This window comes from Paenarthrobacter sp. NPDC058040, from assembly GCF_042885775.1.
Taxonomy (GTDB): domain Bacteria; phylum Actinomycetota; class Actinomycetes; order Actinomycetales; family Micrococcaceae; genus Arthrobacter.
Window position 1 is genome coordinate 121,717 of the sequence record NZ_JBHVRN010000009.1, and the last position, 25,336, is coordinate 147,052.

Genomic DNA, 25,336 nt, shown 5'->3' on the forward strand with positions numbered 1-25,336 from the left:
GCCATGTCAACGTCACGGCCCGGTCCGGCGCATCGAGAGGAAAGCACGCCTGTGTCTGAACAGCGCATCCTCAACGGTCGCTACGAACTCGGTGAGCTGATCGGCCGTGGCGGCATGGCAGATGTATACCGCGGAACGGATACGCTCCTTGGGCGCACCATTGCGGTCAAAGTCCTTCGGGCGGACCTCGCACGCGATCCGCAGTTCCAGGCACGCTTCAAGCGCGAAGCCCAAGCCGTGGCCGCGCTCAACCACGCATCCATCGTGGCCATCTTCGACACCGGAGAGTACTCGGTTCCCGGCGGTCCCGGAGAAGACGTACGCGTCCCGTACATCGTCATGGAGTTCGTCTCCGGCCGCACCCTGCGGGACATGATCAAAGCCAAAGAGCTGACTGTCGAGGACTCCATCGGCTACACGCTCGGTGTGCTGTCTGCCTTGGAATACAGCCACCGTGCAGGCATTGTCCACCGGGACATCAAGCCCGCGAACGTGATGGTGTGCGGGGACAGCGGAGACGTCAAGGTCATGGACTTTGGCATCGCACGCGCCATGGCGGATTCCTCCGCAACCATGACCCAGACGCAGGCCGTAGTGGGGACAGCCCAGTACCTGTCGCCGGAGCAGGCCCGCGGTGAAACCGTAGATGCCCGCAGCGACCTCTATTCGGCAGGCTGCCTGCTCTATGAACTCCTGACCGGCAGGCCACCGTTCGTGGGCGACAGCCCGGTCTCGGTGGCCTACCAGCACGTCCGGGAAACGCCGGACCTTGCCAGTGCGCATAATCCGGAGGTTTCCGAAGCCCTCGATTCGGTCCTGACCAAGGCCCTCCAGAAGAACCGCAGCGACCGTTTCCAGGATGCCGCAGCGTTCCGGCGGGCACTCAGGGCAGCGAGCAACGGCATCCCCGTGCCGGCGGTGGCCGCGAGCGAGGCTCCCACGGATCCCAACGACCTCGTGGACGACGAGGGCCCCGCAACCCAACTGCTGAGCGCCACCGCCATCGGCTTCCTCGACGTCGACCAGATCAACGACGACCCCGAGCGTACCGGTTACACGGAGCCGCAGACCTACGCCACCCGCCACCAGGAGGAACCGCTTCCGTTGGGCCTCCCGCCGGAACGGGAGAGGACCGCACGGCAGAAGTCACGCCGTCGTGCGTGGGCCGCAACGCTCGCCATATTCACCATCCTGGTACTGGCCGGTGCCGGATTCTGGATCTACAGCGTGGTCAACACGCCTCCTCCGGCACCTGCCAAGGTGGCTGTTCCCACGGTTGCCAACATGTCGGAGTCGCAGGCGATCCAAGAGCTCTACGGCGCCAAGCTGGTCCCAAAGACAGCACGGGTGGCCAGCGATTCTGTTGCCAAGGACATGGCCATAGGTACCTCGCCAACGGCCGGAACCATGCTGGAACAGAACGCCGAGGTGACCCTCAACATCTCCAGTGGACCCAGTTCGGTGACCATCCCCAAGGACATCGCCGGGCGCACGGAAGCCGATGCCCGAGACTACCTGAAACGTTTGGGCATCACAGGCACCATCTCAAGCGTCCGGACACACAGCCCCACGGTTCCTTCCGGCCTGGTCATCACCACAGGACCGGCCCCTGGAGCGCCCATTGCCGCCGGCTCCAACGTCGAACTGCAGGTCTCCTCGGGCAAGGTGCTCATGCCTCAGCTGATCGGCCTGGCACAAGCCGAAGCCGAAGCGCTCCTGAAGGAAAACGGGCTGGTGATGTCCGTGGTCGAGCAGGAAAACAGCCAAGTGGACCCCGGCAAGGTGACCGCCCAGAGCGACGCCGCCAACGCCGAAGTGGATCAGGGCAAGACCATCACCGTCACGGTGGCAAAGGCGCCGGCACCGGCTCCCACGCCCACACCGGCCCCCACGGACAAGCCGAAGCCGACGCCGACGCCCACCAAGAAGGACTGAACGGCGGCGCCGGCGCTCCTAGTGCTGGATCAGCGGGCTCAGCTTGGCCGCACGCTCTGCCGCGCCGTGCATTCCAAGTGACTCAAGCCAGTTGCCGAGCATCTGGTAGCCGCCCTCGGTGAGCACAGATTCGGGGTGGAACTGCACGCCGCAGAGGGGTGCCGTCTTGTGCTGGAGGCCCATCACCACGCCATTGGTGGTCTCTGCAGTGATCTCCAGGACGTCTGGGATGGAATCCCGAACCGCCGCGAGCGAGTGATAGCGCGTGGCAGTCACCGGGGAGGGCAAGCCTGCGAAGACGCTCTTGCCCTGATGCTGCACCGGCGACGTCTTGCCATGCATGAGTTCAGGAGCGTGCGTAACAACGCCGCCGTAGGCTTCCGCGAGGGCCTGATGGCCCAGGCAGACGCCGAACATGGGTTTGTTGTTCTCGCCGCACCACTTGATGAGCTCGATGCAGACACCCGCCTCGGCAGGCGTGCCGGGGCCGGGGGAGACCAGGACGCCGTCCCGGGCGGCGGCGAGTTCCTTGGCCTCGGCCAGCGTCACGTCGTCGTTGCGGACAACGGTGGTTTCGGCACCGAGTTCCTGCAGGTATCCAACAAGGGTGTAAACGAAGCTGTCGTAGTTGTCTACGACCAGGATTTTTGTTGTGCTCATGGCTGCTGTGTTGCACCAATCGTTGAGTCGGTCAGGGCGGTGAATTGGGAAAACCAAGGGAAAAGGAACTGGACCATAAGTACCAGGGCCACTCCCACGAGGACCAAAGAGGTCAGGATCCGCACCCATAGTGGGCCGGGCAGATTACGGAAAATCCAGGCGTACATCTGCTACCCCTTTCCTTGGGCTTGGGCCACCAGGGCGGCAATGTCCGACGGCGGTCCGGCTGAGGAAGGTTGCCAGCTGTCCAGGACGGAGTAGGCGATGATTCGTTCCTGTGACCCGAAACGGGGGTTGCAACTGGTCATGGTCAGGATGCTTTCGTTGGGGGTGGCACCTGGTTGCGTGGGGACAGGCAACAACACGTCGGTCCGGCTCGGGAGCACAATCTGGTTGTTGCGGAACACGTAGGTGTAGTAGCCATCCTTGGTCTGGACGTAGATCTTGTCGCCCGGAACCAGCGTGTGGATGCTGTCCAGGACAGCGCCGTGGGTTTGCCGGTGTCCGGCCACGGCGAAGTTGCCAACCGCCCCGGGCATGCTGGTGCTTCCGTAGTGCCCCAGGCCCAAAGTGTCCAGGACATCGGATCCGGTGCCCTCAATGATGGGGCGGGTGTAGGTGGCACCGAAGCGAGGGACGTACATGATGCCGATGGTTTCGCCATTGCGCGGCGCAGTCCCCACCACCGGGTTGCCGTAATCTGCCGGCGCAGCGGGCGCAACAGGGCCGGTGAACTCCTGGGCGAAGCTCTTCACGGCTTCGTTTTGCTTGGCGTCGGCCTCTACGTTGGTCCACCAAAGTTCCCAGGCAACAAAGAGAAGCAGCACCACGCCGGCGGTGATGAGCAGTTCACCCAGGACCTGGATGACTCTCCGGACGACGCCCATGGGCCGGAGCTTCCGCTTCGGGGGCCTGTTCCGCCGGCTTCCAGCGGACGGCACAGCAGCAGCGGCTGACGTCTGCTGGTGCGCCACGGGCTCTCCTCGTCTCAGGACGCGGGCGGCGCAAACGGCCCATTGGTTACGGCTAGACTTGACAGCTAGACCAACCCGGAACGCCGCTGGCCGTTGACCGCTGGAATTTTCCTTTCCTGCAGGATATCAAGGCAGGCTGCGACGGGTTTATGTGAATCAGCCAAGGAGGATCCGTGCCCGAGTCCAAGCCCCGCAAGCGGCCTGCCCGTCAGGAACAGCAGACTTCCGCCGCGCAGCAGTACAAGCCGAATCCGGTTTGGTACAAGCCAGTGATGTTTGGCCTCATGATCATTGGCCTCATCTGGATCATCACGTTCTACATCACAGAGGGGCAGTTCCCCGTGCGGGATTGGGCTTCGTGGAACATCGTGGCAGGCTTCGGAATCGCGATCGTCGGATTCCTCATGACCACCCGCTGGCGTTCCTAAAACTCCAACCTCACATTTCCGTGCCAGTGAACGTCTACAGGATATGAACAGCAGGCACACCACCATAGATTCCCCGTTGGGGCAGTTGACGCTGACTGCCCACGGGGAATTTTTGACTGGCATCTTTTATGAAGGCCATTGGCATCTGCCTCCGCCGGACTACTTCGGAGACGCCGTGGATCCGGAGGATCCCGTCTTTTCGCGGGCCGAGTCGGAACTGTACGAGTATCTGAACGGCAGCCGTACACTCTTCGACGTCCCTTTCAGGACCAGTGGAAACCCCTTCCAGGAGCGCGTCTGGGAGCGGCTGCAGCGTATTCCATTCGGGGAAACTGTCACGTATGGCGAGTTGGCAGCCGAGCTGGGAGATCCCCACCTGGCCCAGGCTGTTGGATCGGCGGTGGGGCGCAACCCGGTAAGCATCATCATTCCCTGCCACCGCGTGGTTGGTCACAAGGGCCAACTCACGGGTTACGCCGGCGGTTTGGCCAACAAGCGTTTCCTTCTGGAACTCGAAGAGCCTGCGTCCATCAAAGAGAGCAAACTCTTCTGATGGGTTCCATTCCGGGCGCGTTCACCAAGAGGCCCTTCGAGGCGGTCGTCCAGGACCACGGCGCAACGGTCCTGCGGGTCTGCCGCGCAGTTCTTGGAATCCACGAGGCCGACGACGCCTGGTCCGAAACGTTCCTGGCAGCACTGAAGGCATACGGGGACCTTCCCGCGGATGCCAACGTCGAGGCCTGGCTCGTGACCATCGCCCACCGGAAGTGCCTGGACCTCCTGCGCGCCACGGGCCGGCGCGCAGTCCCTGTGGACACGCCCCCGGAGGAGCCCTCCCGGATCGGCATTCCCGGCGACGGACACGCTGAGCTTCTCCAGGCCGTGGGCCAACTCCCTCCCAAGCAACGCCAAGCCGTCGCGTACCACTTTCTCGCCGGCCTTCCCTACAAGGACATCGCGGCCCTGCTCGGCGGCACGCCCGAGGCCGCACGGCGCGCTGGAGCCGACGGAGTCAGGGCGCTCCGCACGGCCCTCACAGACCACCCCCTTCCGTCACACCCCGCCCTGGTTTCGACAACCCCGAAAGGAGCTTCCCGATGACCCTCGAATCCACTCCGAACCAAGGCGATGTGGCCACCCTCCTTAAACCACTGGATTCCGGGCTTGAAACAGCACTGGCCAGTCTGCATGCCCGCCTCATCCGTGATGCCTTGGAGGATGACGCCCTGAAGATCGCCTACACAGTGGTCGATTCGCCTGTTGGCAAACTCCTCCTTGCCACCACAGAGCAGGGGATCGTCCGCGTGGCCTTCGAACTGGAGGACCACCAAGCAGTCCTGCAGCGCCTTGCAGACACCGTGAGCCCCTCCATCCTCCGGGCCCCCTCGCGCCTGGACGAGGCCGCCAGGCAGTTGGACGAGTATTTCAGCGGCACACGCCGCAGCTTTGACCTCCCTATCGATTTCCGGTTGTCACGCGGCTTCAGGCTGGACGTTCTCCACCACCTTCCCCACATCGACTACGGCAGCACGGAAAGCTATGCCCAAGTGGCCCAAGCGGCAGGAAGCCCCAAGGCCGTCAGGGCAGTCGGCACCGCCTGTGCCACCAACCCGTTGCCAGTGATCGTGCCCTGCCACCGCGTGGTCCGCTCCGATGGCTCCTACGGTGGGTACCTTGGAGGCACGGACGCCAAGCGCACCCTGCTGAACCTGGAGGCGGCATGAGCGAGGACGCGCTGTTTCCGGTGGAGTTGGTCCAGCCGGCCACGCACGACGCCGGTCCCCGCCTGATTGCCCCTGGCGCTGTCCACGTGCCGGGCTGGCTCACTCCGGAGCAGCAGCGGTGGATCGTGGATCGCTTCAGGGAGTGGACCCACGGCCCGGTACCGCTGCGGGCGGCTACACTGCCCGGCGGCCACCAAATGTCCGTCCGAACCGTGTGCCTGGGCTGGCATTGGCGACCGTACCGCTACTCGCGGGAGGCCACGGACGTGAACGGATCTCCAGTACTGGACTTCCCGGACTGGATGGTTCGTCTCGGCAGGAAGGCTGTGGCGGCTGCCTACACGCCGGAACGGGTCGATGCAACCCTGGCTGAACTTGCCCAGGACTACACTCCGGATGCAGCCCTGGTGAACTTTTACAACGATGTTGCTGTGATGGGCATGCACCAGGACAAGGACGAGTGCTCCAGCGCCCCGGTAGTTTCACTGAGCATCGGTGACTCCTGCCTTTTCCGCTTTGGAAACACGGAGACCCGAACCAAGCCGTACACGGACATCCAACTGCGCTCCGGAGACCTCTTCGTCTTCGGCGGCGACACGCGGTTTGCCTACCACGGCATTCCCAAGGTCCATCCTGGAACGGCCCCCTCGGACTGCGGGCTTTCTGAGGGGCGCATCAACATCACCATGCGTGTCACAGGATTGTCGTAGCCAGCAGGCAGAATAATCGGCAGAACACCCACCCTTGGCGGGCCGGACCATGGCCAGCCTCTGGGATGCCACAGAGGAGCACCGCATGACCCCGGCAGAGAACGGCACCATCATTGGCGAAGACGGCCTGGCACGGCCCGTGTGGGCTGCGTCGGATCCGTTGATGCAGGCGTACTACGACCATGAGTGGGGCATGCCTGTCCGGGACGAGCAGGGTATGTATGAGCGAATCAGTCTCGAAGGCTTCCAGGCGGGCCTGTCCTGGGCCACCATCCTCCGCAAACGCGAAGCCTTCCGAACGGCGTTCTTGGACTTCCACCCCGAGAGCGTCGCAGCTTTCACTGAGGACGACGTCGAACGGCTGATGATGGATGCCGGGATCGTACGCAACAGGCTGAAGATCCGTGCTGCTATCACCAATGCCAAGGCCACCATAGCTTTGCGTGAAGAGGGCGGCCTTGTGGATTTCGTATGGTCCTTCAAACCTGAATCCACACCCGCACCCAAGACCCTCGCGGACATCGCCACCACGTCGCCCGAGTCCATCGCCCTGTCCAAGGCGCTGCGCAAGAAGGGCTTCGCGTTCGTCGGTCCCACCACTATGTACGCCCTCATGGAAGCTGTCGGGATTATCGACACCCATCTGGTGGACAGCCACCGGCGCGGGTCCTCGGGCATCTGGGGTTAACCCCGATTCCTGTCCACAGAAGTGCGTAAAGTTATCCACAACCGGGGATAACTTCTGTGGACATCCACGTATCCCGGCCCTGCATCCCCGCCATTACAGTGTTTACGGCGTTCAGACGGTTTTGAACAGGGTTATACCCACTGTGCATCGCACTGTGGATAGTGTTCCCCTCTTCACGGAAAGTTCACCTTTGGGGCATTGCATCCTTCACCCTCGCCCGAGGTGACCGGCTTCCCTCGCCAAGGGCCGACGGAAGGTGGACTCGAGGCGACTGTCCACTTAACAACAAGCGGCTACGCACAAGTTATCCACAACTGGGGAAAAAGTGTGGGTTGATGAGGCCAAACCCCTGAACTGGCGCGGCCTTACGGTCACATCGGCCCTTGAACTACACGACTGTAAGTTATTAACAGTGTTGATAAGCCTGTTGATACGCCCTTATTAACAGGTGGATTAACAGGGTTTTCCACACCCCACTCCCTGAGGCCCTATTTGTCCACATAACCACCCCTGCGGGGGACAAAGTTATCCACAGATGTGGATGAAAACATGCCAAACGGGGGATATCTGCCCGTTTTCCCCCGGACGCAGGCCAACTCGGGAGTAACTACACGCATGTAAGTTACACACAGTGTGGATAACATCTGTGGATAATCAACCAGTCGTGCTGTGAACGGGGGAGGGCTGTACATGAGCAGTGACAACAAGATCGATCACAAGAAGGAGATCCCCAGCTACAAGGCCAGTGCCGGTCGGCTCGAGCTGGTGACTGTTCCGCCCTTGCAGTTCCTCATGGTGGATGGGCACGGCGATCCCAACGCGTCCCGCGCGTACAAAGATGCCTTGAGCACCCTCTATCCGGTGGCCTACACACTGAAGTTCTTCAGCAAAAAGGAACTCGGCAGGGACTATTCAGTCATGCCCCTCGAAGGCCTGTGGTGGTCCGAGGACATGGCCAGCTTCACCAGTTCGCGGGACAAATCGAAGTGGGAATGGACCATGATGATCATGGCGCCGGAGTGGATCACGCTCGAACATGTGGAGGCAGCACGGGGAACCGTGGCGGGCAAAGGGGAAGCGCCCGCGCTGGACGCACTCCGCCTGGCAACGCTCAATGAGGGCTTGGCGGTGCAGACCCTGCACATAGGGCCATACGACGCAGAGGGGCCCGTGTTGGAAGAAATGCACCACCGCTTCATCCCGCAGAACTCCCTGCGGATGACCGGGAAACATCACGAGATCTACCTCAGCGATGCTCGCAGAACTGCCCCCGAAAAGCTCAAGACCATCCTCCGGCAACCCGTGGCGGAGGTTAGTTAGCCGCCTGTTACGCGGAACCAGGTCACAACGGCCAGCAATGCCGCCACCAGGACCAGGCCTCCCACTTGGAGCATCGTCTGGTTCTTTCCCCGGGGGGCGTACGCGATGGCGGCTGCAGCCAAGCCGCCGGTGATCAAACCGCCCAGGTGGGCCTGCCACGCAATGCCCGGCACAAAAAAGCCGATGGCTCCGTTGATGGCGATCAGGACCCACAGCTGGCGGGTGTCGCCGCCGCGGTGGCGCTGGACCACCAGCATGGCCCCAAAGAGGCCGAAGATGGCCCCGGAGGCACCTACGACACCCACGGGAGGGTAATCGGGAGTCAGGAGCAGGAAGCCGAGGGAACCGCCGATGGCCGACAGCAGGTACACGGCAAGGAAACGGATGCGCCCGAGCAATGGCTCAAGGGCTTGTCCGAAGATCCACAGGGTGTACATGTTCAAGACAATGTGCAGCAGGAAGCTCTGCGAATGCAGGAAGGCCGCTGTCAGCATCCGCCATGGTTCGCGCTCCGCCGCGACATTCGCGAAGGCGAACTGCTGGTAAAGGACATCGCCAGGAACGATCCATTGGAGAACGTAAACCAGCACGCACAACCCGATGATCACGTACGTCACCAACGGCTTACCGACCGCCAAGGCGCCGCCATACGCGGACCGGTAGGCCGGCGTCGTACGTTTTTGCTCGTTGACGCAGTCAACGCACTGGAACCCGACGGCGGCCGCCCGCTGGCACTCCGGGCACGCAGGGCGCCCACAGCGTTGGCACCTTACGTAGGAGGGCCTGTCCGGGTGCCGGGGGCACACCGGAATATCAGCGGACGGCTCGGCCGACGGGATTCCGTAGCTCATGGGTGAAGGCTAGAGCTGTTCGATGTCGATGCTGTTGATGACCACGTCTTCAACGGGACGGTCGCCCATGCCGGTGCGGACGCCCTCGATTGCGTCAACGACCTTGCGGGATTCCTCGTCGGTAACCTCGCCGAAGATGCTGTGCTTGCCGAACAGCCAGTCGGTGTTGACCGTGGTGATGAAGAACTGGGAACCGTTGGTGCCCTTGCCCATCTGGATGCCGGCGTTGGCCATGGCGAGCTTGTACGGAGCGTTGAAGGTCAGCTCGGGGTGGATTTCGTCGTCGAACTTGTAGCCCGGTCCGCCGATGCCGCGGCCCAGGGGATCGCCGCCCTGGATCATGAAGTCCTTGATGATCCGGTGGAAGATGGTGCCGTCGTAGAGCGGGGTGCCGGTCTTGTCTTCGCCGGTCTCCGGGTGGGTCCAGGACTTTTCGCCAGTGGCCAAACCAATGAAGTTGGCGACGGTCTTGGGGGCGTGGTTGCCGAAGAGGTCAACCTTGATGTCGCCCAGGTTCGTGTGGATTGTTGCTTTTGCGGTTGCGATGGTCATGCGCCCATTCTTTCATGCAGGGTCAACGCCGGGGCGGCCCGAAAGCCGGTTCCGCGCTCGGTGAAATCCGGAAAGAATCGCAACGATGAATAGCCCGTGTTCCGTGGGGCACGTAGGCTAGCAACAAACCAGCATGTGTATCGGGAGGTAGTTGTGAAGAAATCAGACCGTATTGCCCGCGACATTGAGCACTCTGTTGCAACAGGCGTCGACAACGCCCGCGACTGGGCAGCGCCACGTGTTGAAGCAGCCGTCAACTGGGCTGTTCCGCGTATCCAACACGGGATTGACAGCGCATCTCCCAAGATCCAGGAGGGACTGAAGTCGGCCGCCCACAACCTGGCGGACGGCGTTGAGAAAGTCACTCCGAAGATCCAGGACGGGCTTGCCCAGCTGGCCCCAAAGATCCACGACGCCGTCGAGGACGCCGCCCCCAGGATCCAGGAGACCCTCAACAAGGCAACTCCTGCACTCGGCGTTGCCCGTGACAAGGTGGTTGACGAGTACCTGCCCAAGCTTTCCGAACAGCTCGGCCACGCGTCGGTAGCTGTCCACCACGCGCTGGAAAACGCTCCGGCACAGGTGGACGCGGTAGCCCAGAAGCTCGTGGACTCGGGTGTTGTCCACAGCGTCCAGGAACAGGCGCAGGCCACCGGCAAGCACATCAAAGCCGTTGCCGATGAAACCAGCAAGGCTGTTTCCAAGCAGCTGGCCAAGCAGCAGAAGCCCAAAAAGCGCGGCTGGCTGGTAGTCACCGTGATCGCGGCCGCTGTGGCTGCGGGTGTGGCCGCATGGAAGGCAGCCAAGCCGGTTGAGGATCCGTGGAAGACGCCGTCGCCCGTTACCCCGACTCCAACTCTGGCCCCCGTTCCGGCCGACGCTGCGGCCTCGGCAACAGCCGCAGCCAAGGAATCGACCGCCACGGTTGAAGAAGCTGCCACGGACGCCGCGGAGAAGGCCGGGGACACCACGGCCAAGGTTGCCACCGATGCGAAGACCGCCGTCAAGAACATCGCGGCCAGCATCCACAAGGACGAGGACAAGGGTTCGGAAGCCTAGTCTCCACGCCTCAGACAGCCTAAACACTGAAGGGATCCCGCCACCGGGGTCCCTTCAGTGTTATTCAGCTTGTAACCCGGGAGTCCGCTGGCGGCGCGGGGCCGAATGTTAGATTTGAAGTGATGTCAGCTGATAGACCCCTCGGGGGTGCCCTCACCGACGTCCCGGAGCCTCCGGGCGTCTCGATTGTCATCCCGGCGTACAACGAAGAAAGCGTCATACGCCAGTGCCTGATTGCTGCCATCTACCAGTCGGTTCCTGCCGAAGAAATCATCGTGGTGGACAACCTCTCCACCGACCATACGGCCAGGATCGTTGGCCAGATGCAGCAGGAATATCCGGAGAGCCCCATCATCCTGCTCCGCCAAGCCGAAACCCAAGGCCTCATTCCAACCCGGAACTTTGGCCTGAACAATGCCAAGGCGGAGATCGTAGGACGGATCGACGCAGATTCGGTCCTTGAACCTGACTGGGTGGAACAGGTCCAGAAGGCTTTCTCGGATCCCGCGGTCCAGGCTGCGACTGGCCCAGTGGTGTATTACGACATGCCCATGCGCCGCTTTGGCCTCAAAGCCGACGACAAAATGCGCCAACTGATGCTCCGCCTCGCCAAGCACCAGTACCACTTCCTGTTCGGCTCCAACATGGCGCTCCGCCGCTCGGCATGGGAGACCATCCGTGACGAAGCCTGCCTCGATGAGAAGGACGAGATGCACGAGGACATCGATCTGTCCCTGCACCTCGCCGAGCACGATCTCCACATCCAATACTGGCCGCAGATGGTCTCCGGGATGTCCGCGCGGCGGCTTGAGGATTCCCCGCGGGACTATCGCTACTACGTCACGCGTTTCGACCGGACGTATAAGGCCCACAACGTCAAGAAAATGGCATTGAAGGCACCCATGGTGGTCTTCTTCTCGGTGTATTTCCCCGCCAAGCTCCTTCGGGCCATCCATACCGCCAATGCTGCGCAGGGCGGCGTTCGGCGCGGCGGCCTGTAGCCCGGCACCTCAACGCACGACGACGGCTGCCTCAGTCCGTGCCCAGCTCTACTTCGCGCCGGTCTTCTTCAGTCCTGCCGCGCCGCTGCCCGATGACCACCACGGCAAGGCCGACGAGTATCAGCGCCAGGCCCGCGTAGGTACCGCCGGGGAGCGTCTCGCCCAGGAAAACCGCCGCGAGAATGGCCGCCCCTGGAATCTCCAGCAGGATGATCATCGAAACCACCAGCGGACTCATGGTGGCCAGCAAGTGGTTAAAGGCCGTGTGCCCCACCAACTGCGCGCAAACGGTGATGGCAAGGATCCCAAGCCAGCCTCCGGCGTCGAACCCTGACAGTGGCTGGCCGGCCACCAAGGCCATGAGGGCAACCAAAGCGGCACACATTCCGTAGCAGAGGGCCGTGTAGGTTCCGGTTCCCATGGTCTGTCGGGCCTTGCCTCCAGCCAGGGTGTACAGTCCCGCCAAGGCACCACCAGCCAGGGCCAGCACATCGCCAAGGAGGGCTTCTGGGGAGGACCCCATGTCGAAACCGGTAATGGCAACCACGCCCCCGAACGCTATTCCCAGGCCCACCAAGACGGGCCAGCGGTGCCTCGTCCCGCGAAACAGCTGGAAGACCGCAATCCAAGCTGATTGCAAACAAACCAACGCCGTGGCGGCAGCAACGGACGTCAACTGCAGGGCAGTAATGAAGCATGCGAAATGGAAGGCCAGGGCAACAGCCGCGAATGCCGACCAACCGAATTCACGCCGGGTGATCCTGGTGAATTGCCGTGGCTGCCGGATGGCCACGGGCGCTGCCATCACCACGGCGCCGATCGCGTTCCGCCAGAACGCAATCGCCAAAGCCGTCACGGAAGTGGCTCCGAGCGTGCCGGCAATCAGTGGTCCGGAGGAGGCGACACCGATGACGCCCAAGGCGGAAATGAGGAGGTTCACGGATCAACCTTAGTCGGGCAGGAATGCCTGCATGCCCCTGTCAGCAGCGGTGACAGTGTGATTGTCTTGACACATCGCTTCAGAAACCAAGGGGATACCTGATTGAGCGCAGCACCCGTCCGCCCAGGAGCCAAGCGCAGGCGTCGGACCCTGCTGCTGTCCGCTGCTGCGATCCTGGTAGCCGCACTCGTTGCGGGCTGGATTATTGCGTCCAAGGACCGGGGGCCCGCCCCTGGCGGCCATCCGGCCGGCCTCCCGGGGATCTTTCCTGTGCCACAGCGCGCCAGCGTTGGTTCGGGCCCCTCCGTGCCGCTCAACGGACGCGTCTACATCGTGGCGCCGCCTGGGACGGACCAGCCCTCGCTCGCAGCCGTCCAGGATCTGGTGAAGGCCACCGGCGGTACCGGAGAAGTCGTGGCAACCGTGGAGAATCCCGTTGACGGCTCCTCGGCAATCTATCTCGGAACAGCTGAGGGATCTCCCGCGGGAACAGTACTCAAGGACCTCGGGCCCGATAGCGCAGGCTCCTCTCAGGAGGCACTCAAGCACGCTGAAGGCTACGCAATCGCCACCGGAACCTCCTCGGGGATTCCGACGGCGGTCCTCGCCGGAAGCGACGGGGACGGCGTCTTCCATGCCGTCCAGACGCTTCGCCAGGCAGTGAAGGACGGTTCGGTGCCCCCGATCCGCGTCAGTGACTGGCCCTTGATGGAAACACGCGGCGTCATTGAAGGTTTCTACGGTACCCCGTGGTCCCACCAGGCCCGTCTGGACGTCATTGAGTTCGCAGCCCGCCAAAAAATGAACACCTACATCTATTCGCCCAAGGACGATCCCTTGCTCCGAGACAAGTGGCGCGCCCTCTACTCCGACCAGGAACTCAGGGAACTGCAGGAGCTCATCGATACTGCGGCCGCCAACCACATCCGGTTCACTTACGCGTTATCGCCAGGAGTCGATGTTTGCTATTCGCGGGACTCGGACCTCGACGATGCCATCACCAAGCTCGATTCGCTCTACTCACTGGGAGTGCGGTCCTTCGTCATTCCGTTGGACGACATCGCCACCAAGGTCCAGTGCTCCGAGGACGTCAAGGAGTTCGGCTCCGGCCAAGCCAACCTGGCGAAAGCCCAGGCTTCTTTCCTGAATGAACTGAACCTGCGCTTCACGGCGGGCAAGCAGGGCCTCCAACCGCTCGAAACGGTGCCGACCTTCTACAACGGCTCCGGCAGCACGCCCTACAAGAAGGAACTCGGCCGGTCCCTTGATCCCGCGATCGTGGTGCAGTGGACTGGAGAGGACGTGGTGTCGCACCGCATCACCCGCAACTCGGCCGAAACCGCCCGCCGCAGCTACGGAACCTCGGCAACACCGCGGGACATCGTCATCTGGGACAACTATCCGGTCAATGACTTCTCACAGGACCATCTCTTCCTGGCACCACTCATAGGCAGGGACGCCGACCTCTACCAATCGATCCGTGGTGTGGTCACCAACCCCATGATCGAGCCCTACTTATCCCTCCCTGCGATCTTCAACTACGCCGACTTTGCGTGGAACGGCCCGGCCTACAACCCACAAAACTCCATGGACGCAGCGTTGGCGCAGGTTTCAGGTCCCGATCCGGAGGTCCAGGCCGCGGTGAAGGGGTTTGCGGACCTCAACCAGGACTGGCAGGACGACGAACTCACCCCATCCGCTCCCGCCTTGCGGCGCGATATTGACCAGTTTTGGAGCGAGTACGACGCCGGCAAGTCGCCTTCCGGAGCACTGCTGGCTCGCGCCGGACTGCTTCAACGCCTGCCCGAACTCCTGCCGAAGATGGCCGTTCCCGGTTTCGCCACCGATGCAACGCATTGGGCCTCCGCTGCGGCGGAGTACGGCCACGGAGTCGCGGCCGCCCTGGCCATGCTTGACGCTGACCGGAAGGGCAATTCCGCGGCGGCCGCGGAGTCGCGGAGAACCGCCCAGGCTGCCCTGGCTGCCGCCGCGGCAAAGACCCAACCCACCCTGGATCTGGGAGTGGTAACTCCTGTCCTTGGAGACAGTGAGCTGAAGACTTTCCTTGAACGGGCGCTCCAGACGGTCCCGCCCAACTAAGTGACAGATCAGGCCGCTCCCAGCCCTCATATCGACCTCAACTGTGACCCAGTTGGGCGGGGCGGGAGGCGGGGCGGACATCGGGGGCCGGGGTTAGACGAAAAAGTCCCGGTCATTGCTGACCGGGACTTTCCTTATGGTGGAGGCAAGGGGACTCGAACCCCTAACCCCCTGCTTGCAAAGCAGGTGCGCTACCAATTGCGCCATGCCCCCATAAGAAGCAACCCATCAATCATACCCTAGGTCTTTACTGGCTTTTACCAGTTCCAGACCAGGGCCTTCGGCTAGTCGACCTTGTCGGTTGACTTGCTCCAGACATCTTTCCGGGCTTCGGATTCCTGGGCCTTTTTATAGACCAGGACACCTGCGACCGCCGCTGCAACTACAACCAGCAACTTCTTCACAAGTACCTCGTTCCGGTTCAGTTTCCTGAACCTGCTAGGTTCCGTGGGCGTACCAGGACTTGAACCTGGGACCTCTTCGTTATCAGCGAAGCGCTCTAACCGCCTGAGCTATACGCCCCGATGCCTCATCGGGCCGAGATATGACTGTACAGCACATCCCGGCCCGATCTCAAATCGAGGCATTTTCGGGTCGGATTTCCGCTTGGTTCGGCGTAAATCCGGGGGTTCTGGCTAGTCGTCCGTGAGCGTCACGCCAATGCCGCCAACCAACGTTGCCGAAATGTTATACAGCACCGCCGAGAGCATCGAAAGGGCCGTCAGCAGGACCACGTTCACCACGGCGATGATGGTGGCAAAGGAGGCCACCTGCCCGAGGGACGCGATCTTCTTCAGCTCGAATCCACTGCCCTCCGAGCCCGCAAGGGTACCCAGGAGGCTGTCCACCTGGTTGAAGATGCCCGTAAGGTCCAGCACCGTCCAGAGCACGATGGCCGCGACCACCGTGACGATGCCAAGGGCCACGGACAGCAGAAAGGCCATCTTCAGGACGGACCAGGGGTCCACCTTGCTGACCAGGAGCCGGGCACGGCGAACCTTTGCCTTCGGAGCAGGCTTTACCAGGCCGGGCCCACCTTGGGCAGGGCGCTGTCCAGGAGCACCGGCTGGCCGCTGTCCGGCGGAAGCGGGTCGCTGGCCGGGCTGGGCAGGACGCTGTCCGGCTGCACCGGCAGGGCGCTGTCCGGGAGCGGCCGCCGGGCGCTGGGGAGAGCCGTTCGGCGTGGCAGGGCGGGCTGCGCCGGCACCAGGCCGTTGCTGCGGCGGTGCGGGCGTCCCTGCCTGGGTGTTGCCTGCTGGCTGCCGGAGTCCGCCGGGGACACCTGTGCTCGGCTTGGGATATGAGTCGGAATTACTCACTCGTTACCTCCGGTGTTGTCTTCATTCAGCTCCGCGCCCGCTTCGGTATCCGGGTCTGCGTCGTTTTGCGTTTCTGACGTGACGGTCGCCTCAGCAGCGCCGTCTTCTGCAGCCAACGTTACGTCATCGTCCTGTCCGTCTTCGGATTCTTCGCCTTCCAAACCGCGTTCGCTGTTGCGGGCAACCTCAATGATGCGGTCGTTCTTGTCCGGCTTGGCGAAGATGACGCCCATGGTGTCACGCCCCTTGGCGGGAACGCCACTAACGGCAGAGCGGACCACCTTACCGCCCTCCATGACCACCAGGACTTCGTCCTCTTCCTGCACGATCAAAGCTCCCACCAGGTCACCGCGGTCTTCGGCAAGCTTGGCAACCTTGATTCCCAGGCCACCACGGCCCTGCAGGCGGTACTCGTCCACGGCGGTCCGCTTGGCGTAGCCGCCCTCGGTGACCACGAAGACGAAGGATCCGTCCTGGACAACGTCGGCAGCCAACAATTCGTCATCTTCACGGAACTTCATGCCAGTCACACCGGACGTGGCACGTCCCATCGGACGAAGGGCATCATCCGTGGCCGTGAAACGAATGGACTGGCCCTTCCGGGAAACCAGCAGGAGGTCATCGGTTTCGCTGACCAGCTGGGCGGAGACCAGTTCGTCTTCATCCCGCAGGTTAATCGCGATGACGCCGGCGGAGCGGTTGGTGTCGTAGTCCTCGAGCCTGGTCTTCTTGACCAGGCCGTTCTTCGTTGCCAAAACCAGGTACGGCGCCTGCTGGTAGTCGCGGAGATCCAGGACCTGGGCGATGTGTTCGTCCGGCTGGAAAGCGAGCAGGTTGGCCACATGCTGGCCCTTGGCGTCACGGCCTGCTTCAGCGAGTTCGTAGGCCTTGGCACGGTACACGCGGCCGAGGTTGGTGAAGAACAGCAACCAGTGGTGCGTGGTGGTCACGAAGAAGTGCTCAACAACATCATCACCGCGCAACTGCGCACCCTTGATGCCCTTGCCGCCGCGCTGCTGCGAACGGTAGTTGTCGCTCCGGGTCCGCTTGACGTAGCCGCCGCGGGTAATGGTGACCACCATTTCCTCTTCGGGGATCAGGTCCTCAACGGACATGTCGCCGTCGAAGCCCATGAGGATCTGCGTCCGGCGGTCGTCGCCGTGCTTGGCCACGATCTCGGAGAGTTCTTCGCTGATGATCCGGCGCTGGCGTTCTTCCGAAGCCAGGATCGCGTTGTATTCCTCGATCATGGCTTCCAGTTCCGCGTGGCGGTCCTGGATCTTCTGCCGCTCCAGGGCTGCCAGCCTGCGAAGCTGCATGTCCAGGATGGCGCGGGCCTGGAGTTCATCGATCTCCAGGAGTTCCATCAGCCCCTCACGGGCCGCCTCCGTGGTGTTGGACGCACGGATGAGGGCGATGACCTCGTCCAGCATGTCCAGCGCCTTGAGCAGCGCGCGCAGGATGTGTGCTTCTTCTTCGGCCTTGCGCAGGCGGTACCGGGTGCGGCGTGCGATGACGTCCATCTGGTGCGCAACCCAGTGCCTGATGAAGGCATCGAGGCTCAGGGTGCGCGGGACGCCGTCCACGATCGCCAGCATGTTGGCGGAGAAGTTGTCCTGCAACTGCGTGTGCTTGTAGAGGTTGTTCAGCACAACCTTGGCCACGGCGTCGCGCTTGAGCACGATCACCAGGCGCTGGCCGGTGCGGCCCGAGGTTTCGTCCCGGAGGTCGGCGATGCCCTGGATCTTGCCGTCCTTGACCAGTTCGGCAATCTTGATGGCCAGGTTGTCCGGGTTGGCCTGGTACGGGAGTTCGGTAACCACCAGGCAGGTGCGTCCCTGGAGTTCCTCAACGTTGACCACTGCGCGCATGGTGATGGACCCGCGGCCTGTCCGGTACGCCTCCTCGATGCCCTTGTGGCCAAGGATGGTGGCTCCGGTGGGGAAATCCGGCCCTTTGATCCTTACCAGGAGTGCTTCGAGCAGCTCTTCACGAGTGGCACCCGGGTTGTCCAGGGCCCACTGCACGCCGTCAGCAACCTCGCGAAGGTTGTGCGGCGGGATGTTGGTGGCCATGCCGACGGCGATACCGGACGAGCCATTGACCAGCAGGTTGGGGAAACGCGCCGGCAGGATGGTCGGTTCCTGGTTCTTACCGTCGTAGTTGTCCTGGAAATCGACGGTTTCCTCGTCGATGTCCCGCACCATTTCCATGGCCAGCTGGGCCATCTTGGTTTCGGTGTAACGCGGTGCAGCGGCGCCGTCGTTGCCGGGCGAACCAAAGTTTCCCTGACCAAGCGCCAACGGGTAACGCATGGTCCAGTCCTGGATGAGGCGGACCAAGGCATCGTAGATGGCCATGTCGCCGTGCGGGTGGTAGGTACCCATGACGTCGCCGACGACGCGGGCGCACTTGTTGAACGCACGGTCGGGGCGGTAGCCGCCGTCGAACATGGCGTAGAGCACGCGGCGGTGGACGGGCTTGAGGCCGTCGCGGACGTCAGGCAGCGCGCGGCCGACGATGACGGCCATGGCGTAGTCGAGGTAGGAGCGCTGCATTTCGGTCTGCAGGTCCACTTGTTCCACGCGGTCCGTCAGCACGTCGCCCTCAAGGATCACGTCCTCGGACTCGGGGTTCTCCGCCGGGACTTCAGGAGTTTCGTCGCTCATAATCTAAGTTTCCGTTTCAGGTATATGTCAGTCTTGGAATATTTAGAAACCCTATGGGGGCCTAGATATCGAGGAACCTGACGTCCTTGGCGTTCTGCTGAATGAAGTTTCGGCGTGATTCCACGTCTTCGCCCATCAGCACGGAGAAGGTCTGGTCGGCAGCGAGGGCATCGTCCATGGTGACTTGGAGGAGGGTGCGGCGATCCGGGTCCATGGTGGTGTCCCAGAGCTCCGTGTAGTCCATCTCGCCCAGGCCCTTGTAGCGCTGGATGCCGTTGTCCTTGGGCAGCCGCTTGTTGAGCGCCGCCCCCTTGCGGATGGTTTCATCGCGTTCGCGGTCGCTGAAAACGTAGTCGTGGGCAGCGTTGGACCACTTGATCCGGTAGAGGGGCGGCTGGGCCAGGTAGACATAGCCGTTCTCGATCAACGGACGCATGTAGCGGAACAACAGCGTCATCAAGAGCGTGGTGATGTGCTGGCCGTCGACGTCAGCGTCGGCCATGAGCACGATCTTGTGGTAGCGGAGCTTGGAGATATCGAAATCCTCGCCGATTCCCGTGCCGAAAGCGGTGATCATGGACTGGACTTCCGCGTTGCCGAGGGCCTTGTCCAGACGGGCGCGCTCCACGTTGAGGATCTTGCCTCGCAGCGGAAGGATGGCCTGGGTCTCCGGGTTGCGGCCACGCTTGGCGGAACCACCTGCCGAGTCGCCCTCCACGAGGTATACCTCGCAACGCGACGGGTCCTTGGAGGAGCAATCGGACAACTTGCCGGGCATGCCGAAGGATTCCAGCGGGCTCTTCCGGCGCGCGTTGTCCCGGGCCTTGCGGGCGGCCATGCGTGCTTGCGCAGCAGAAATGGCCTTGCGGATGACGTCGCGGGCCGGGCCCGGGTTGCGCTCCAGCCAGTCACCCAACTGATCGGTGACAACGCGCTGGACGAAGCCCTTGACCTCGGAGTTCCCGAGCTTGGTCTTGGTCTGGCCTTCGAACTGCGGCTCGGAGAGCTTCACAGAGATGACGGCAGTCAAACCTTCACGGATATCGTCACCGGTGAGATTGTCATCTTTCTCCTTGATGATGCTCTTCTCCCGCGCGTAGCGGTTGATCAGAGACGTCATCGCCGCACGGAAGCCTTCTTCGTGCGTACCGCCCTCGTGGGTGTTGATGGTGTTCGCGTAGGTGTGGACGCTCTCCGAGTATGCGGTGGTCCACTGCATGGCCACTTCCACGGAAATGTGGCGCTCGGTGTCCTCGGTTTCGAAGGCGATGACGTCCTCGTGGACGATTTCCACCTTCTTGTTGGAGTTCAGGTGCTTGACGTAGTCCAGCAAACCGTCCGGGTATTCGTAGACAACGGTGCGGTGTTCGGCGGCAACTTCGCCTTCGGTGGCCACGGCGTCGAGATCGAGGTCGTCTTCGCTGTCCCGTGCCGCAGGACGTTCGTCCGTCAGCGTGATCTTCAGGCCCTTGTTGAGGAAGGCCATCTGCTGGAACCGCGCACGGAGCGTCTCAAAATCGAACTCGGTGGTCTCGAAGATGGTGCCATCAGGGTAGAAGGTCTGGGACGTTCCGGTTTCCTGGGTGGCTTCACCCTGCACCAATTCGCCCTGGGGCTTGCCGCCGTCAGCGAAGGACATGCGCCAGACATGTCCTTGACGGCGTACCTCCGTCTCCACGCGACGCGACAGTGCGTTGACCACTGAGATACCTACGCCGTGGAGGCCACCGGAAACCGCGTATCCACCACCACCGAACTTACCGCCGGCGTGGAGGATGGTCATGACCACCTCAACCGTCGGTTTGCCTTCCGTGGGGTGGATATCCACCGGAATGCCACGGCCGTCGTCCACTACCTTGACGCCGCCATCGGCCCGGAGGGTCACTTCGATGTGGCTGCAGAAGCCGGCCAGTGCCTCATCAACGGAGTTGTCCACAACTTCATAGACCAAGTGGTGCAGACCGCGGGGTCCGGTGGAGCCGATGTACATGCCGGGGCGTTTGCGTACGGCTTCGAGTCCTTCCAGCACGGTGATGTCGCTGGCGCCATATTCCCTGGGTGCTTCCGCCGGGGCCGGCGTGGAAGCTGGCTCCCCCGCGGGCTCTACTGCCAAGGTCTCTGCATTGTCGTTAGCCACAGGCGCTTTCGACTCCTCTGTGATAGATGACGGCCGCGCCGCGTCGGTCCCGCGCCCAAGCGCGGGACCTTCAATGGCACGTGACTGATTGCGCCCACTACTCCAACGAAGGGGGTCCTGGATCCAACAATTGTGGATTCCGAACCCCAACGGTGTTTCACCGGCGCTCAGTGATCTATGCCAATTCTATCGTGGAAAAGGCGGAATCCTTGCAAATACGGGGGCAGCCGAGAGCTGAATATACCGATGAGAGGCCGCTGGCCCCGTCTTGAACGGCCCTGTGGAGGTCCCGATGGGGGCCTATACGGTCCGGGGGCCTTGAATCGCCCTGCACGCCGTTCAGCCGTATGTGTCCCGAGGGCCCCGGCCATTCACGCTGCGCCCGCCTTTTCGCCAGTTCGGCGCCGACGGGCCCAGGACCTGAATACTCGTGACAACACCGTCGCCCAGCTCTTTACGGAACATTTCCAGCAGGCTCGTGCTCAGCAGACGGAGCTGGGTGGCCCACGCCGTCGAGTCGCAACGGACCTGGAGGGTGGTGTCGGTGAAGCTCTCTGGCGTGCAGTGTGCTGAGATATCAGGCCCCACCAAGGCATCCCATTCCGCCATCACGGAGCCCACCGCAACAGGCGATGTCCAGCCGCGTTCGGCGACCAGGCGGCCCACCACTTTTCCCAAGCCCAAGGGGTCGCGTCCGCTTCCATGGAACTGCGAAAAGCCCTTTGTGTCCCGCAGGCCTGTCCGTTTGGGGGTGGATCCGGGGCGCGGAGCGCGTTGGCGCACTTCACCGCGGGCGGCTGCGGCCTCGCGCATCCGGTTCAAAGCGGCCTGGGCCGCGTCGATTTCGTCAGGATCCCGGCCGGGTTGCAGTCCGTCGTCGTTACCCTTCGCCATCTATGCCTCCCGGAACAACGGTTACGCGCCGTCCGGCCAGCTCCTCCGGGATGTCGGCATCGACGGCGGCAGTCACCAGCACCTGTTCGGCACCGGCCACTATTGCTGCCAGTTTACGCCGCCGCTGTACGTCGAGTTCAGCGAAGACATCATCCAGGATCAGGATCGGGGCCGTGCCGCCAGTCCGGGCGTCATCGAGCATCACGTAGTACGAGGCCAGACGGAGGGACAGGCACATGGACCATGTTTCACCGTGCGAGGCATAGCCCTTGGCGGGTGCCTGGCCCAGAACCAGTTCGAGTTCGTCCCGGTGCGGACCCACCAGGGAAATACCGCGCTCCAGTTCTTTTTTCCGGCTGGCGGCAAAGGCCTGGATGTAGCGCTCGGTGAGCTCGTCCACGGACAGCAGCCGGAGGTCCTCGGACGACGCCGGAGGTTCCGTTGACGGATTGCCCGCACCGCCGTCGTCGTCAAGGATGCCCTGGATGGTTGAGCGGTAAACCGCACCAGCGTCCTTGGAACCGTCAGTCAGTTGCGCATAAGCACTGTTCAAGTGGGGCCGCAACCGTTCCACCAGCTCCAGCCGGGCGTGCAGGAGTTGGGCGCCGGCACGTGCCATGTGCTGGTCCCATACGTCCAGGGTTGCCTCGTGTCCGGAGGTGAATTTGCCGGTTCGAGCGGATTTCAGCAGCGCATTCCGCTGCTTCAGGACGCGGTCGTAGTCGCTGCGGGTCGCGGCGTGACGTGGAACCAGGCTCACCAGGAGCTCGTCCAGGAAGCGGCGGCGGTTGGACGGATCCCCCTTGACCAGGGCGAGATCCTCCGGAGCGAAGAGGACGGTCTGGCAAATACCCAGGATATCCCTGGCCCGCACCGGATTTCCGCGGTTGATGCGTCCCCGGTTGGCTCGGCCGGCGTTGATCTCAAGCTCAATGATGCTGGACTGTTCCCCACGGACCAGGCGGGCCCGGATCAGGGCGCGTTCGGTGCCAAATCGGAGCAAGGGGGCATCCGAGCTGACGCGGTGCGAACTCAGCGTTGCCAAATAGCCGATGGCTTCCATGAGGTTCGTCTTGCCGATCCCGTTGGAACCCACCAGGACAGTGACTCCCGGGCCAAGCTTCAGGTCAACCTGGGCATAGCTCCGGAAGTCTGTCAGCGAGAGATGTTCGAGGTACACGCCGTTTGCTGGACTCCTGCGGCCTTAGTTGGCCGGACGGGTGGCGTGCCCGCCGAACTGGTGGCGCAGGGCGGACACCATCTTCATGGCAGGAGAGGTGTCCTCGCGGGAAGCGAAACGGGCGAACAGTGCAGCCGTGATGGCGGGGGCCGGTACTGCGTTGGCGATTGCTTCTTCAACTGTCCAACGACCCTCGCCGGAGTCTTCCACGTAGTCGTCGATCGAGGCCAGGCCCGGATCCTCATCGAGCGCCTTGACCATGAGGTCAAGCAGCCAGGAACGGACAACCGTTCCCTTCTGCCACGCACGGAAAGTTCCTGGCAAGTCCTTGACGATGTCCTTGGCGGCAAGCAATTCGTAGCCTTCCGCGTAGGCCTGCATCAAGCCGTATTCGATCCCGTTGTGCACCATCTTGGCGTAGTGGCCGGCGCCGACTCCGCCCACATGGACGAAACTGTCGGCCCGGTCGCCCTCAGGACGGAGGGCGTCGAAGACTGGCATGGCCAGCTCAATGTCTTCTTCCGAGCCACCGGCCATGAGGCCGTAGCCGTTCTGAAGGCCCCACACACCGCCGGAAACGCCGCAGTCGGCGAAGCGAATGCCTTTCTCGGCCAAGGCTGCGGCGTGCTTCTGGTCTTCAGTGAATCGTGAGTTGCCGCCGTCGATCACCATGTCACCGGAGCTCAGCTTTTCGCCGAGTTCCGTGACCACAGCATCCGTGATGGCGCCCGAAGGAACCATGACCCAGACGAGCCGCGGCGTAGGCAAGGCGGCGATGAGGTCATCGACGGTTGCCACGTCCGTGACGTCCGGATTGCGGTCGAAACCCGTTACCTCAATGCCACCGTTCCGCATGCGTTCGCGCATGTTGAAACCCATTTTTCCAAGACCGATCAGTCCGATGTGCACAGTGTGGCTCTTTTCTGCGGAAGGTGGCGGGGTAAGTCCCAACTGACTCGCTGAGGTGGTTGTTCCCGGGCATCCGAAACAACCACTGCTGCCGGCTAGTTGGGGAGACGGACCGGCATCACGAGGTAGCGGTAGTCGTCCTGGTCTTCACCGTCGGCTTCAGCCTGGGCCGTGATCATGGCCGGCTTGGGGGCGGTGGTGAAGGAGAACCGGACGAACTTGGTCTCAATGACGCTTAGCCCTTCAACCAGGTAGTGCGGGTTGAAAGCAACGGTGATGTCATCGCCGGAAAGCTGGGCTTCCAGTTCTTCCGAAGCTTGGGCGTCTTCGCCCGTGCCGGCATCGAGGTTCAGCAGGCCTTGGCTGAAGGCGAGCCGGACAGGGGTGTTTCGTTCTGCCACGAGGGACACACGGCGAACGGCCTCGACGAGTTCCTGCGTCTGGACTGTCGCGTGGATCGGTGTGGAATCCGGGAAAAGTGAGCGGATCTTAGGGTAGTCACCGTCTACGAGCAGTGACGTGGTGGTGCGTCCGCCGCTCTCGAAACCGATGAGGCGGCTGTCGTCGTCTGCAAGGGCAACGTTGATGTCACCGCTTCCGCCAAGAGTCTTGGCCACCTCGTTGAGGGTCTTTGATTTGACCAACGCACTGGTGGAGATGCCCGGAGTGACGGGCTTCCACGGAACCTCACGCATCGCCAGGCGGTACCGGTCCGTTGCGAGGAGCGTGATCATGTCGTCCTCGATCTCCATGCGGACACCGGTAAGGATCGGCAGGGTGTCGTCCTTGCTTGCGGCGATGATCACCTGGGAAACGGCCTGGGCGAAAGAGTCTCCGGGCAAGGTGCCGCTGATGGCCGGAAGGGCGGGCAAAGCCGGGTACTCAGACTCCGGCATGGTGGCCAGGTGGAAGCTGCTTCGACGGCAGGTAAGAGTGACTTTGCTGCCATCTGTCTCTACTTCGACAGGAGCGGATGGCAGGCTGCGGCAGATATCCGCGAGGAGCCGTCCGGAGACCAGGATGGTGCCCTCGGTGGTGATGTCGGCAGGGATTTCCAGACGTGCCGACGTCTCGTAGTCGAAGCTCGAGAGGCTTACGGTTCCAGCCTCGGCTTTGAGGAGGAGGCCGGAAAGCACAGGTACGGGCGGCCGCGGAGACAACGACCGTGCGGTCCACGTAACGGCTTCTGCCAGGACGTCGCGGTCGACTCTGAACTTCACGGAGGGGTGCCGCCTTTCATTGCTGCTGCCATGTAGTAGCTGCGGATTCCTGCCTGGAACCCACTA

At 62.7% G+C, this 25,336-nt stretch carries 24 protein-coding genes and 2 tRNA genes; 11 read left to right on the plus strand and 15 right to left on the minus strand.

The annotated features are described in order from the left end of the window. The first annotated feature begins 3 nt into the window (after nt 1-3). Entirely contained in the window at nt 4-1,935 is a 1,932-nt protein-coding gene (gene pknB, locus ACFVSJ_RS14335; RefSeq protein WP_387437500.1) for a Stk1 family PASTA domain-containing Ser/Thr kinase, read from the plus strand. A gap of 18 nt (nt 1,936-1,953) precedes the next feature. On the opposite strand, the gene ACFVSJ_RS14340 is transcribed toward pknB, so the two are convergent. Next, nucleotides 1,954-2,595 (minus strand): aminodeoxychorismate/anthranilate synthase component II, encoded by a 642-nt coding sequence (locus ACFVSJ_RS14340; protein WP_387437501.1) that lies wholly within the window; start codon nt 2,593-2,595, stop codon nt 1,954-1,956. 170 nt (nt 2,596-2,765) lie between these two features. Then, a complete protein-coding gene (locus ACFVSJ_RS14345; RefSeq protein ID WP_387437645.1) occupies nt 2,766-3,482 on the minus strand; it encodes a class E sortase in 717 nt (238 codons plus the stop codon). Nucleotides 3,483-3,742: 260 nt separating this feature from the next. Here ACFVSJ_RS14345 and ACFVSJ_RS14350 point away from each other — a divergent pair, with 260 nt between their 5' ends. From ACFVSJ_RS14350 to ACFVSJ_RS14380, 7 genes are all read left to right on the plus strand, one after another. After that, complete coding sequence (locus ACFVSJ_RS14350) at nt 3,743-3,997, plus strand: cell division protein CrgA (RefSeq protein ID WP_387437502.1); 255 nt, start codon at nt 3,743-3,745, stop codon at nt 3,995-3,997. A gap of 43 nt (nt 3,998-4,040) precedes the next feature. Then, nucleotides 4,041-4,550 carry a methylated-DNA--[protein]-cysteine S-methyltransferase gene (locus ACFVSJ_RS14355; protein WP_387437503.1) on the plus strand — a complete coding sequence of 170 codons (510 nt, stop codon included), beginning with the start codon at nt 4,041-4,043 and terminating at the stop codon, nt 4,548-4,550. Then, nucleotides 4,550-5,098, plus strand: coding sequence for an RNA polymerase sigma factor (locus ACFVSJ_RS14360; protein ID WP_387437504.1), 549 nt, complete (start codon nt 4,550-4,552; stop codon nt 5,096-5,098). The genes ACFVSJ_RS14355 and ACFVSJ_RS14360 overlap by 1 nt, the downstream gene beginning before the upstream one ends. Further along, a complete protein-coding gene (locus ACFVSJ_RS14365) occupies nt 5,095-5,721 on the plus strand; it encodes a methylated-DNA--[protein]-cysteine S-methyltransferase (RefSeq protein ID WP_387437505.1) in 627 nt (208 codons plus the stop codon). Before ACFVSJ_RS14360 ends, ACFVSJ_RS14365 begins: the two co-directional genes overlap by 4 nt. Then, entirely contained in the window at nt 5,718-6,431 is a 714-nt protein-coding gene (locus tag ACFVSJ_RS14370) for an alpha-ketoglutarate-dependent dioxygenase AlkB family protein (protein ID WP_387437507.1), read from the plus strand. The genes ACFVSJ_RS14365 and ACFVSJ_RS14370 overlap by 4 nt, the downstream gene beginning before the upstream one ends. An 85-nt stretch (nt 6,432-6,516) precedes the next feature. Next, nucleotides 6,517-7,119, plus strand: coding sequence for a DNA-3-methyladenine glycosylase I (locus ACFVSJ_RS14375; RefSeq protein ID WP_387437508.1), 603 nt, complete (start codon nt 6,517-6,519; stop codon nt 7,117-7,119). Between the two features lie 690 nt (nt 7,120-7,809). After that, the gene (locus tag ACFVSJ_RS14380; RefSeq protein WP_387437509.1) at nt 7,810-8,439 is read left to right on the plus strand and encodes a GyrI-like domain-containing protein; all 630 of its coding nucleotides are present in this window, start codon (nt 7,810-7,812) and stop codon (nt 8,437-8,439) included. Here the strand turns inward: ACFVSJ_RS14380 and ACFVSJ_RS14385 are convergent. Both ACFVSJ_RS14385 and ACFVSJ_RS14390 read right to left on the minus strand, forming a co-directional pair. Beyond that, nucleotides 8,436-9,290, minus strand: a complete 855-nt coding sequence (locus ACFVSJ_RS14385) for a rhomboid family intramembrane serine protease (RefSeq protein WP_387437510.1) — start codon at nt 9,288-9,290, stop codon at nt 8,436-8,438. The genes ACFVSJ_RS14380 and ACFVSJ_RS14385 overlap by 4 nt on opposite strands. Nucleotides 9,291-9,299: 9 nt before the next feature. Further along, a complete protein-coding gene (locus ACFVSJ_RS14390; protein WP_387437511.1) occupies nt 9,300-9,842 on the minus strand; it encodes a peptidylprolyl isomerase in 543 nt (180 codons plus the stop codon). Nucleotides 9,843-9,995: 153 nt separating this feature from the next. Here ACFVSJ_RS14390 and ACFVSJ_RS14395 point away from each other — a divergent pair, with 153 nt between their 5' ends. Next, nucleotides 9,996-10,901 carry a hypothetical protein gene (locus ACFVSJ_RS14395; RefSeq protein WP_387437512.1) on the plus strand — a complete coding sequence of 302 codons (906 nt, stop codon included), beginning with the start codon at nt 9,996-9,998 and terminating at the stop codon, nt 10,899-10,901. Between the two features lie 122 nt (nt 10,902-11,023). Further along, the gene (locus ACFVSJ_RS14400) at nt 11,024-11,902 is read left to right on the plus strand and encodes a glycosyltransferase (protein WP_387437513.1); all 879 of its coding nucleotides are present in this window, start codon (nt 11,024-11,026) and stop codon (nt 11,900-11,902) included. Nucleotides 11,903-11,933: 31 nt separating this feature from the next. Here ACFVSJ_RS14400 and ACFVSJ_RS14405 read toward each other — a convergent pair whose 3' ends face one another. Beyond that, nucleotides 11,934-12,842 carry a DMT family transporter gene (locus ACFVSJ_RS14405; protein ID WP_387437514.1) on the minus strand — a complete coding sequence of 303 codons (909 nt, stop codon included), beginning with the start codon at nt 12,840-12,842 and terminating at the stop codon, nt 11,934-11,936. Nucleotides 12,843-12,944: 102 nt separating this feature from the next. On the opposite strand from ACFVSJ_RS14405, the gene ACFVSJ_RS14410 reads away from it, so the two are divergent. Next, complete coding sequence (locus ACFVSJ_RS14410) at nt 12,945-14,942, plus strand: beta-N-acetylglucosaminidase domain-containing protein (RefSeq protein ID WP_387437515.1); 1,998 nt, start codon at nt 12,945-12,947, stop codon at nt 14,940-14,942. A gap of 137 nt (nt 14,943-15,079) precedes the next feature. On the opposite strand, the gene ACFVSJ_RS14415 is transcribed toward ACFVSJ_RS14410, so the two are convergent. From ACFVSJ_RS14415 to dnaN, 10 genes are all read right to left on the minus strand, one after another. Continuing rightward, nucleotides 15,080-15,155, minus strand: a tRNA-Ala gene (locus ACFVSJ_RS14415). 71 nt (nt 15,156-15,226) lie between these two features. After that, complete coding sequence (locus ACFVSJ_RS14420; protein ID WP_310208192.1) at nt 15,227-15,346, minus strand: DLW-39 family protein; 120 nt, start codon at nt 15,344-15,346, stop codon at nt 15,227-15,229. Between the two features lie 44 nt (nt 15,347-15,390). After that, nucleotides 15,391-15,464 (minus strand) — tRNA-Ile (locus ACFVSJ_RS14425). Nucleotides 15,465-15,577: 113 nt separating this feature from the next. Then, entirely contained in the window at nt 15,578-16,261 is a 684-nt protein-coding gene (locus ACFVSJ_RS14430) for a DUF3566 domain-containing protein (RefSeq protein WP_387437516.1), read from the minus strand. Next, nucleotides 16,258-18,930 (minus strand): DNA gyrase subunit A, encoded by a 2,673-nt coding sequence (gene gyrA / locus ACFVSJ_RS14435; RefSeq protein ID WP_387437517.1) that lies wholly within the window; start codon nt 18,928-18,930, stop codon nt 16,258-16,260. The genes ACFVSJ_RS14430 and gyrA overlap by 4 nt, the downstream gene beginning before the upstream one ends. Before the next feature lie 61 nt (nt 18,931-18,991). Further along, the gene (gyrB, locus tag ACFVSJ_RS14440) at nt 18,992-21,067 is read right to left on the minus strand and encodes a DNA topoisomerase (ATP-hydrolyzing) subunit B (RefSeq protein ID WP_387437519.1); all 2,076 of its coding nucleotides are present in this window, start codon (nt 21,065-21,067) and stop codon (nt 18,992-18,994) included. A gap of 339 nt (nt 21,068-21,406) precedes the next feature. Further along, nucleotides 21,407-21,961 carry a DUF721 domain-containing protein gene (locus tag ACFVSJ_RS14445; RefSeq protein WP_387437521.1) on the minus strand — a complete coding sequence of 185 codons (555 nt, stop codon included), beginning with the start codon at nt 21,959-21,961 and terminating at the stop codon, nt 21,407-21,409. Beyond that, nucleotides 21,948-23,141, minus strand: coding sequence for a DNA replication/repair protein RecF (recF, locus tag ACFVSJ_RS14450; protein ID WP_387437522.1), 1,194 nt, complete (start codon nt 23,139-23,141; stop codon nt 21,948-21,950). Before recF ends, ACFVSJ_RS14445 begins: the two co-directional genes overlap by 14 nt. A gap of 24 nt (nt 23,142-23,165) precedes the next feature. After that, nucleotides 23,166-24,050 (minus strand): phosphogluconate dehydrogenase (NAD(+)-dependent, decarboxylating), encoded by an 885-nt coding sequence (gene gnd / locus ACFVSJ_RS14455; protein WP_387437523.1) that lies wholly within the window; start codon nt 24,048-24,050, stop codon nt 23,166-23,168. Between the two features lie 95 nt (nt 24,051-24,145). Continuing rightward, the gene (dnaN, locus tag ACFVSJ_RS14460; protein ID WP_387437524.1) at nt 24,146-25,270 is read right to left on the minus strand and encodes a DNA polymerase III subunit beta; all 1,125 of its coding nucleotides are present in this window, start codon (nt 25,268-25,270) and stop codon (nt 24,146-24,148) included. Between the last annotated feature and the right edge of the window lie 66 nt (nt 25,271-25,336).